General features: G+C 63.1%; 10 protein-coding genes. 8 read left to right on the top strand and 2 right to left on the bottom strand.

The genetic code is table 11. The annotated features are described in order from the left end of the window. From PMI38_RS25400 to PMI38_RS25430, 7 genes are all read left to right on the top strand, one after another. Positions 1-447: fumarylacetoacetate hydrolase family protein (locus PMI38_RS25400; RefSeq protein WP_008100739.1), on the top strand; the 447-nt coding region annotated here is incomplete at its 5' end. 77 nt (positions 448-524) lie between these two features. Next, positions 525-1,445: a VOC family protein gene (locus tag PMI38_RS25405; protein WP_008100741.1), complete on the top strand. Its 921-nt coding sequence runs from the start codon at positions 525-527 to the stop codon at positions 1,443-1,445. Between the two features lie 101 nt (positions 1,446-1,546). Then, positions 1,547-3,172: a bifunctional 3-(3-hydroxy-phenyl)propionate/3-hydroxycinnamic acid hydroxylase MhpA gene (gene mhpA / locus PMI38_RS25410; RefSeq protein ID WP_008100743.1), complete on the top strand. Its 1,626-nt coding sequence runs from the start codon at positions 1,547-1,549 to the stop codon at positions 3,170-3,172. Positions 3,173-3,238: 66 nt separating this feature from the next. Further along, the gene (locus PMI38_RS25415; RefSeq protein ID WP_008100745.1) at positions 3,239-4,591 is read left to right on the top strand and encodes an outer membrane beta-barrel protein; all 1,353 of its coding nucleotides are present in this window, start codon (positions 3,239-3,241) and stop codon (positions 4,589-4,591) included. Positions 4,592-4,621: 30 nt separating this feature from the next. Then, positions 4,622-5,872, top strand: a complete 1,251-nt coding sequence (locus PMI38_RS25420) for an MFS transporter (RefSeq protein ID WP_008100748.1) — start codon at positions 4,622-4,624, stop codon at positions 5,870-5,872. A 270-nt stretch (positions 5,873-6,142) separates the two neighbouring features. Next, positions 6,143-6,916, top strand: a complete 774-nt coding sequence (locus tag PMI38_RS25425; protein ID WP_008100749.1) for an ABC transporter ATP-binding protein — start codon at positions 6,143-6,145, stop codon at positions 6,914-6,916. A 36-nt stretch (positions 6,917-6,952) separates the two neighbouring features. Further along, positions 6,953-7,912 (top strand): quinone oxidoreductase family protein, encoded by a 960-nt coding sequence (locus PMI38_RS25430; RefSeq protein WP_008100752.1) that lies wholly within the window; start codon positions 6,953-6,955, stop codon positions 7,910-7,912. A 77-nt stretch (positions 7,913-7,989) separates the two neighbouring features. Here the strand turns inward: PMI38_RS25430 and PMI38_RS25435 are convergent, their stop codons facing one another. Continuing rightward, the gene (locus tag PMI38_RS25435; RefSeq protein ID WP_008100754.1) at positions 7,990-8,367 is read right to left on the bottom strand and encodes a DUF4440 domain-containing protein; all 378 of its coding nucleotides are present in this window, start codon (positions 8,365-8,367) and stop codon (positions 7,990-7,992) included. Positions 8,368-8,479: 112 nt separating this feature from the next. On the opposite strand from PMI38_RS25435, the gene PMI38_RS25440 reads away from it, so the two are divergent. Next, complete coding sequence (locus PMI38_RS25440; protein WP_008100757.1) at positions 8,480-8,860, top strand: YcgJ family protein; 381 nt, start codon at positions 8,480-8,482, stop codon at positions 8,858-8,860. A gap of 397 nt (positions 8,861-9,257) precedes the next feature. On the opposite strand, the gene PMI38_RS25445 is transcribed toward PMI38_RS25440, so the two are convergent. Beyond that, positions 9,258-9,989: an EcsC family protein gene (locus tag PMI38_RS25445; RefSeq protein ID WP_085988541.1), complete on the bottom strand. Its 732-nt coding sequence runs from the start codon at positions 9,987-9,989 to the stop codon at positions 9,258-9,260. Positions 9,990-10,113: the final 124 nt, after the last annotated feature.

Consider the following 10,113-nt stretch of genomic DNA (forward strand, 5'->3'; position numbering starts at 1 on the left):
GGCGCCCGCCATATCAGCAAGGCGCAGGCGCTGGAGCACGTGGCGGGCTACGCGCTGTTCAACGAAGGTTCCGTGCGTGAGTACCAGTTCAAGTCGCCGCAGTGGACCGTGGGCAAGAACTTCGATGACACCGGCGCGTTCGGCCCGGACCTGGTGACCGCCGACGAGCTGCCGGCAGGTGGCAAAGGCCTGCTGCTGCAGACCCGAGTCAACGGTAAAGTGGTGCAGTCGGCCAATACCGAAGACATGCTGTTCGACGTGGCCACCATCATCTCCACCCTCAGCGAGGCGGTGACCCTGGAGGCAGGTGACGTGATCGTCAGCGGCACCCCTGCAGGCGTGGGCTTTGGCATGGACCCGAAGGTCTACCTCAAGGCCGGTGATATCGTGGAAGTGTCCATCGAAGGCATCGGCACCTTGGTCAACCCCGTCGTCGACGAAGCTTGATTGATTCCGGGCATTCCCGGCCAGATCGAAGCCTCCCGCTCCGAGGCTTCGACGAAGAACAAAAACTGGAGGCGATCATGGCGATCACGACCCGTGGTGTGCATTCGATCGATCATTACGCGCTGTACGTGCCGTCCCTGGCTGACGCGCGAACCTTTTTCGCCAGCTTCGGCCTTGAAGTCGGCGAGCATCCTGCCGGGCTGGACCTGACGGCCGCCGACGGCCACCGCTGGGCGCGCGTACTGCCGGGCCAGAGCAAGTGCCTCGCGTACCTGAGCCTGAGCTGCTTTGCCCAAGACTATGCCGCGCTGCGCGAGCAGGCCGAAGCCGCTGGCGCCCGGTTCGAGGCCGGTGACGGCGAGGGGTTCTGGTTCCGCGACCCTGACGGCAACCTGCTGCAGGTGAAAGTCGGCGCCAAGCACATGCCCGACAGCAAGCACCCGGTGCCTGCCGCGAAAGCCGCCGTGCGCGGTGCCACCACCCGTGACGCGGTGGTGCAGGTACGCCCGCGGCGCTTGTCCCATGTGCTGCTGTTCAGTCCCGATGTAGCGCGCGCCGTGGACTTCTATGGCCGTGCCCTGGGACTGCGCTTGTCCGACCACTCCCAGGACATCATCGCGTTCACCCACGCGCCCCACGGCTGCGACCACCACCTGGTGGCGTTCTGCAAGAGCACGGCCAAGGGCTTCCACCACGCTGCCTGGGAAGTCGACAGCGTCGACGACGTAGGCAACGGCGCCGAGCAGATGGCCCATGCGGGCTACCGGGAAGGCTGGGGCACCGGGCGGCACTGCCTGGGCTCGAACTACTTCCATTACATCCGTGATCCGTGGGGATCGTTCTGCGAATACTCGGCGGACATGGACTTCATCGACGCTGGCAGTCAATGGCCGGCAGGCGACTTCCCGCCTGAGAACTCGTTGTACCTGTGGGGCCCGAACGTCCCCGAGTACTTCGTCCTCAATACCGAGACGGACAACCCGCCCGTCAAGGCATAACGCCTCAGCGACGCAGGCCGCGCATGGCCCGAGCACCTTCCTGGCCTCCAGGGAGGCGGGCAGCGGCTTGCCTAAAACCCACCGGTTTCAGGTCAGCACAGATGAACGAAAACAAGATCCTAGACGTAGCAATCGTCGGTTACGGCCCTGTCGGACAGACCCTCGCCATCCTTCTCGGGCGCATGGGCTACAGCGTTGCCGTGTACGAGCGTTGGCAATCGCTTTACCCGCTGCCGCGCGCCGTGTTCCACGACCACGAGATCCGCCGCGTCTTTCGCATGATGGGGCTGGAAGACGAACTGCAGAAGATTTCCCAGCCCTCCGCCTGCTACCAGTGGTTCAACGCCGACTGGAAGGTGCTGGTGGAGATCGACTGGTCTGCCGAGTCGATCAGTGACGGGCCGTTCGGCTACCTGTTCAACCAGCCTGGCCTGGAGGCCATCCTCGATCGCACCGCCAAGGCCATCGGCAACGTCGAAGTGCATCAGGGCTGGGAAGTCCTGGCGCTGAGCCAGGACGCCCAAGGCTGCGAGCTGCGCATGCAGCGCACCCCGCGTGAAGGCGAGGCGCAAACGGGCGAAGAGCGCCAGGTACGAGCCCGCTACGTGATCGGTGCCGATGGCGCCAACAGCCTGATCCGCCGCCAATGCGGCATCGACTGGCAGGACCTGGGCTTCCAGGAAGACTGGCTGGTAGTCGACCTGCAGCCCAAGCCAGGTATCGCACTGGATGTGCCGGACATCGGCCAGTGGTGCAACCCGGCGCGGCCAACCACCATGGTCCCTGGGGGGCCGGGATACCGGCGTTGGGAGTTCATGCGCCTGCCTCACGAAAGCATGGAAGACCTGCAGAGCACGGCCAAGGTCTGGGAACTGCTGTCGCCCTGGGTCACCCCGGACACCGCCACGCTGGTGCGCCATGCCGTCTACCAGTTCCGCTCACGCATCGCCCAGACCTGGCGCCATGGACGCGTGCTGCTGGCCGGCGACGCCGCGCACCTGATGCCGCCGTTCATGGGGCAGGGGATGTGCTCGGGGATCCGTGACGCGTGGAACCTGTCCTGGCGCCTGGACCTGATCTTCAAGGGCCTGTGCGACGACAGCTTGCTCGACAGCTACACCCTGGAGCGCAAACCGCAGATCCGCGCGGTGATCGATGCGTCGGTGGAAATGGGCAAGGTGGTCTGTGTGGCCGACCCACAGAAGGCGGCCGAGCGTGACGCGGCGTTCCTCGCCGGCGAAGTGCCGCCACTGCCACCGTTCCCTGGCCTGGTCGATGGCGCCGTGTTCAAGGACCCGCACACGGGTACCGCCGTGGGGCCAGCCGGCACGCTGGGCGTGCATGGCCAGATCGAGCACGAGGGGCGCAACCAGCGCTTCGACGATGCGTTCGGTCGCGGTTTCCACCTGTTGAGCGTCGGTGACGATCCACTGGCCGGATTGAGCCCTGCGCATCAGGCCCTGCTTGAGCACCTGCAGGTGAAAAGCGTGCGTCTGAGCCTCGATGGCGCACCCGGCACTTGCCGCGACCTGTCGGGCAAGTATCACCGCTACTTCGCCGACGCCGGGCTGCAGGCCGTGCTGGTGCGCCCTGACTTTTATCTCTACGGCGCGGTGAGCGACCTGGGTGAATTGCCGCAACTGCTGGATGCACTGGCGCGCGACCTGGGCATCGCGCCAACCGAAAGCGTCACCAGTATCCACCCACCACTCGCCACACAGGTGTAGGTCCCGCTGCCGCAGGGACGCGTTCCCTGCGGCAACGTTCTGAAAACAACAACAAGAGACAGATCGATGCACAACATCAAGGTGAAAGCGCTTGGTGCGGTTCTGGCCGCCCTCGCGATTGTGGAATGCCATGGCGCCGAAGCACCGGCGCCGGGGGAGGGCACCCTGTTCAAAGGGCTGTTCGGGGACAGCCTGGAACGTGACTACGGCATCACCGTTTCCAACCTGCTGGATATCGCCTACGTGCGCAACAACCGCTCCACCCACGATGAACGCGAGGATGGCCTGAGCAATCTGCCGCTTACCGGCATGTCCGACGAAGGCCTGGAGTGGGGCAGCCTGCACCTGTTCGTCGACAAGGCACTCAAGGGCACCTTCGTGCCGCGTATCACGCCCTTGCCGGGTCCAAAACCCGAAGCGTTCGCCTTCGGTTTCACCTTCGAGGCCAACTATGGGCGCAACGCGCAGTTTGCGCGGACCTTCGGCTGGGACATGCACTGGAACATGAACGAGGATGACAACGCCAAGGCGCAGCGGGACAAGGAGCGCTTCCTGGCCATCCCCAACATCGCCGCCACGGCCTATGTTCCCTATGGCCCGGGTTTCAACTTCATGGCCGGGGTGTTCGGCCCGGCGCTGGGCTACGAGATCCCGCCGAACATCCGCCAGGCCCGCAACCCGTTCGCCAGCAAGACCTACGCCTTCGTCAGCGAACCGGGGACGGTTTCCGGGGTGCTGGTGGGCACCCGGTTGCTCGACGGCCATCCCGGCATCCTTGGCCTGGAGCTGGGCGTGGTGCAGGGCTGGAACAACCTGCGTGACAACAACGACGGCAAGTCGCTGATCGGCGCGCTGCGCTGGCGCACGCCGGACATGAACACCTGGGTCGACTACGAATTCATCGTCGGCGACGAACAGAACGACAGCGTCAGCGATGTGCAGGCACCGACCTCGCGCCTGATCGCCGACAGCGGCCAGCTCAAGCAGCAGCACTCGCTCAATGGCTGGCACAAGTTCGATGAGCGCTGGTCGATGGGGGCCGAGCTGGTCTATGGCCATCAGCAGGGCGATGGCAAGGCCTCGACCGTGGATGTGGTGACCGGCCCAGGCTTCGACGGGGCCCATTGGTGGGGTGCCAATGCGGTGCTGACCTACCAATACCGCCCAGACCTCTCGTTCTCGGTGCGCGGTGAGCATTTCAGCGACCCGGACGGTTTCATCCTGTTCCCCACCAGCGTCAGCCGCGGCGATTTCAACGCCCTCACGGCCGGCCTGCGCTGGGACGTCAGCCGCAACCTCTCGCTGCGCCCGGAACTGCGTTACGACTGGTTCGACGCCCGCGAGCATGACCGCCCCTATGGCAACGGTCGAGACCGCTCGCAACTCACCACCCTGATCGAAGCGTTGTTCTACTTCTGATCGCCGCCCACAGCCCTGAGTACCTCTACCATGCAGAACAACGACAAGACGTGGAATGTGCGTTACGAATACACCGCCGTGGCCATGCTGGCCCTGGGCTTCGGCCTGGTCGGCCTGGACCGCTTCATCATCCTGCCGCTGTTTCCGGTGATGATGGCGGACCTGCACCTGGACTATCAGGACCTGGGCAATATCTCGGCGGTGCTGGCCATCGCCTGGGGGATTTCCTCGATCTTCATGGGCCGGCTGTCCGACCGCATCGGCCGGCGCAAGGTGCTGATCCCGGCGGTGCTGCTGTTTTCCCTGCTGGCCGGCCTGTCCGGGTTGGCCAATGGCGTCGCTGCACTGTTGCTGATTCGTGCGGTGATGGGGGTATCGGAAGGGGCGTTCACGCCTACTGCCATCGCCGCCACGGCGGAATCCTCGCACCCGCGTCGGCGTGGGCTGAACATCGGTATCCAGCAGGCGTTCTTCCCGATCCTCGGCCTGGGTCTGGCGCCGGTGCTGGCGACCCAACTGTTGCTGGTGCTGCCGTCCTGGCGCTGGGTGTTCGTGGTGGTCTCGTTGCCAGGCTTCATCCTGGCCTGGTTCATGTATCGGCGCCTGCAGGAAACCCGCGTGGCGCCGGTGGCCAATGAAGGGGAAGGGCAGGCCCAAGGCCGCTGGCTGGACGCGCTGCGCTATCGCAATGTGGTGCTGAACATCCTGGGCATGTTCTGCATGCTCACCAGCCTGTTCGTGCTCAGCGTGATGATGCCCAACTACCTCACCGACTACCTGCACCTGAGCCTGCAGCAGATGGGGTTCGTGATGTCTGCCATCGGGCTGGGCGGCTTCATCGGCCAGCTGGTACTGCCGGGGTTGTCCGATCGGATAGGGCGCAAGCCGGTGGTGCTCGGCAGCTTCGTCGCCACGGCACTGTGCATCGGCCTGCTGATGCGCACCGGCGCCGAGCCGCTGACCCTGTTCGGGCTGCTGTTCCTGACCACCTTCTTCAACTTCAGCATGATCTGCATGACCGTCGGGCCGATCACCAGCGAGTCGGTGCCACTGCCGCTGGTCTCTACCGCCACGGGCCTGGTGGTGGGCATCGGCGAGGTGTTCGGCGGAGGCGTGGCGCCGGCCCTGGCCGGCTTCATCGCCCAGCAGCATGGCATCCAGTACACCCTTTACCTGGCGCTGGGCGGGGCGTTGCTCGGCCTGCTGGTCGCCAGTGCGCTTCGAGAGACCGCGCCGTCGCGCCGTGCTGCGTCGGCGAGCCAGGCGCAAGACGCCGCCTGAGGCGGTACCGGTAATGCTGACCGGACGTCGGCATGACGACGCCAGGTTCATCGCCTGGCTTCGTTTTCGCCATGGCAGGATGTGCATGCCGCTGCAGGCACTACCCGTGCTTTGTGGCGCCATTCCCCCACGCGGAGCTCGGCGGCGTCGGTCACAAGCCGGCGCCGTCCGAACTTCATTTCGATTACAGGGACTTTTCCAGATTTTGTTTCTGCGTAACATGCGGCCTTTACCGCACCGCTTTAGCTGACGAACGCTGATGAGTAATTCATGATCGAATTTCACAATGTCACCGCCTACCAGCAGCACACCCGCGTGTTGGAAGATTTCTCCCTGCACATTGGCGCGGGCGAGAAAGTCGCCATCCTCGGCCCGAACGGCGCCGGCAAGAGCACGCTGCTCAAGCTGATCGGCCGTGAGTTGTATCCGGTCGAGCGTGCCGGTAGCCACCTGAGGCTGTTCGGCAACGAGACGGTCAACTTGTGGGCGTTGCGCCGCCAGATCGGTTTTGTCTCCCAGGATCTGCAAGAGGACTACACCCCCTACACCCAGGCCATCGATGTGGTGGTGTCAGGTTTTTTCGGTGCCATCGGCGCTCACGACCACATGCAGCCGAGCGACGAGCAGTTGCAGCAGGCACGCAAGCTGCTGGCGACCGTGGAAATGCAGGGGCACGAGCACACCATGTTCCAGCGCCTTTCCACGGGGCAGAAACGCCGTCTGCTGCTGGCCCGCGCCCTGGTCCACGAGCCCCGTGCGCTGATCCTCGACGAGCCCGCCAATGGCTTGGACATGGGGGCGAGCCTGGGCATGCTCAGGCTGCTGAGAAACTTCTGTGGGCAAGACCACGCAATGATCATTACCACCCACCACATCGACGAGATCATTCCCGAGATCGAGCGGGTGGTGTTGCTCGACCAAGGCCGCATCGTCGCCGATGGCCCGAAACGCGAAGTGCTCAGCAGCGCTGCGCTGTCCGATCTCTACCAGACCGAATTGCACATTACCGAGCAGGACGGTTGGTACCGTTGCTGGCACGCCTGACGCCGGCCCCCCCGATCACCCCTTAGGAGTCCATTCATGAAAGCAGCCATCGTTCACGCCTTCGACCAACCCCCACGCTATGGCGATATCGACGCGCCGCAGGCGGCGGCGGGCGAGGTGCTGGTGCGGGTGCGTGCCGCCGCGCTCAGCCAGTTGGTGCGTGCGCAGGCCAGCGGCAAACACTACAGCAGTGGCAAGACCTTGCCGTTGGTACCCGGTGCCGATGGTGTCGGCCTGCTCGAGGACGGCACCCGCGTGTACTTCGCCTTCCCTCGGGCCCCCATCGGCGCCATGGCCGAGACCGTGGCCGTGGATGCGCGCTGCTGCGTGGCCATACCGGATGACATCGATGACATCACCGCCGCGGCGATCGCCAACCCAGGGATGTCGTCCTGGTCGGCGCTGCAGGAGCGGGCAGGGTTCAAGCCGGGCGAGCGTGTGTTGATCAACGGCGCTGCCGGTGCATCCGGGCGCCTGGCGATTCAGGTAGCCAAGCACTTGGGTGCTTCGCGTGTGGTGGCGACTGCACGTAATCGTGCTGTGGAAGCAGAATTGCGCGAACTGGGCGCGGACGACTTCATCTGCCTGGACCAGCCTGCCGAGCAGTTGACCGCTGCGTTGCGCGATGAAATTCGCGGGCCGGGCGTCGACATCGTGCTGGATTACCTGTGGGGGCAACCGGCTGCCTGCATCCTCGATGCATTAGGCGGTCATACCAGCCGAGAGGCCGCGCCCCGTGTGCGCTTCGTCAATATTGGCGCGATTGCTGGCGCGACCCTGCCGATGAACCCCAGCGTATTGCGCGGCACCGGCCTGGAGATGCTCGGCAGTGGCCTGGGCAGTGTCTCCAACGAAGGTTTGGTGAAGGTGGTCGGGCAGCTGTTGAACGCGATCAAGCCGGCCGGGATGAAGGTCGAGGCGCAGGCCGTGCCCTTGAGCGAGGTCGAAGCGGCCTGGCAGCGCAGTACCGCAGAGCGCATCGTGTTCGTCGTGTAGGCGGAACAGGCGAGGCCTGCAAGGCACTCGCCTGATCCAGGCAGATCAGGCCAGGGAAGGGCCGCCTGTACGAAGGCTCACGCGGCCCAGGTTTCATGGAGATGACGCCATAGCACCTGGTCGCCTTGAAGGCTGAAAAGTGCAGTCGAGATCCGTGTCGTTGCGTCCTGGCCAGGCCGCCGATGCGTCTCCCGGTAGCGAATCAGCGCACCGTCCGGCCACTGTGCCAAGGCCTGCAGTTCGGTGAGCTCAATGCTCAATCCAGGCTGGCTGCCTGCACGTTGGGCGAACAGGACGGCTACATCCTGCAGCCCGACCTCGACACCGGAAGGCGTGATCATGGAGAAGTCCGGATGGAACCGCTCGACCATCCCTTCTACCTGGGCCTCACCTGAGCGGAAGAGGGCCTCGATCTGTTCGTGCAGGTCAATGACTTCTTGCAAGTAGGGATTCATAAGGTTCTGTCCTGGGTGGATGGCCGATTATGCCTGATCAACTTGAGCATGGCCGCAATCGACCCACGGCAGCCTTTCGCATAAATCTGAAACCCATAAAAGGGACTGATACATGACTAAATCAAATCTTTCATTTTCTCTGGCGCTGCTGCTTACCGTGGGCGTGATGCCCGCACACGCCAAGGACCAGGCTACGATCCAATCACCTGCGTCGGGCGTGCTCTGTGACCGCTACGTATGCGCCAATGACAAGGGGATTTCCCAGGCGCTGACAGAGCAGTATCTAGGCAAGAAGGCTGCGGCGACTGAGGTGTTTACGTCCAGCAACGTAGATCTGACCGAATTTACTTTTGCCAACGGGATTTTCTGCGACGTTAAGGAGGGGCTATGTCGTGAAGATCGGTACTACGGCGCGAACGGCCAGAGAAGCGGCGCTGTTTCCAAGAAATACACCACTGTGCTGTTTGGCGAGGTAACTGACGCCAAGCGCTAGAGAATGAAAGTTGTCGTAGCAAGCGGTGCCGATGACCTGCTATGTCATGGGTAGAGTTGGGATAGCGGCCACCTGCCGAGAATACAGCCCAATTGCAGGGCTCAGCGTGATCCATGTGGGAGCGGGCTTGCCCCGCGAGGCAGCGCGGAGCATGGCACCGGCTTTGCCGGTGTTCGCGGGACAAGCCCGCTCCCACAGCAATCGCATCAACTTTTAGAAGTTGAGCAAGACAGTTGCTCCCACAGGGGGACCACCCGCCCCAACATCCAGAGGTCTACTTTGTGCTTCCGACCCAAAGCTGCCCTTCGGCGTAGTCGGCAACTGCCGGCCAAAAGCGACCAGTCTAGCGGCCGGTATTTCTTGAGCATCCGAGTCGAATGTGGCCGATGCCAGACCGTTATGCCGACGCGACCTCTTTTGGCGTAAATGTATCTCGCGCTACGTTACCGATGGCATTGGTCGTGTAAGCATCGAAACTTCCTCCAATCAAGCCACCCAGCAGGGGCACGGCTTTACCGAGATTGATCACACCTTTTTCACCAAATTTGGTGAACAGCTTGAAGCCTACCTTTTTGTTTATCTCTATCAGCGTCTTGCCGGAAATCGACTTCACCGCGTTCATCGCCAGCTTGTTGCCGACGACAATGCCGATGTCTTTCAGCAGTTCCTTGGCTGAGTTGGCTGTGAGGCAGGCGAAGACCAAGGCCTTAACCTTGTCATCCTTGACATCGTAGCCACCCAGGTGAGCGATGGCGGCGATCATGCGAATTTGTACGAAAAGCACGCTCGTGATGTTGGCGGGCAACGCGACGGGGAGTGTAATCAACCCACCCAGGCCGGTAATGAAGCCTGAAGTGGCCGATTTGGTGTTCTGCCAGCGAATCAGGGAGTTAGCTTGATCGTAGGCAGAGCCTTCCTCCTTGGCGTAGCTGGCTGCGAGCTCCTCGGCGGAATCAAGAGCGGAGAATCCATTTACGGATCGCTCGTATGCCCAGTCGAGCACTTGCATTATCTTTTCTTGACTTACCAGTTCCATCATCAGTCTCGGCATATGAATGATGGCCATATGATGCCATACCTGCACGGCGATCTGCTTACCTGGCTTTGAACAAATTCCCTTTCGCCGCATCCGCGAAGGCCGGCTAGGGTCGTGGCCGCTTTCGATGTTGGGGCCGCTTCGCGGCCCATCGCCGGCAAGCGCGGCTCCCACAGGCACAACGCAAGCCTGGGGGTGGTGATCCTCCTGTGGGAGC

The organism is Pseudomonas sp. GM84 (assembly GCF_000282535.1).
GTDB lineage: Bacteria > Pseudomonadota > Gammaproteobacteria > Pseudomonadales > Pseudomonadaceae > Aquipseudomonas.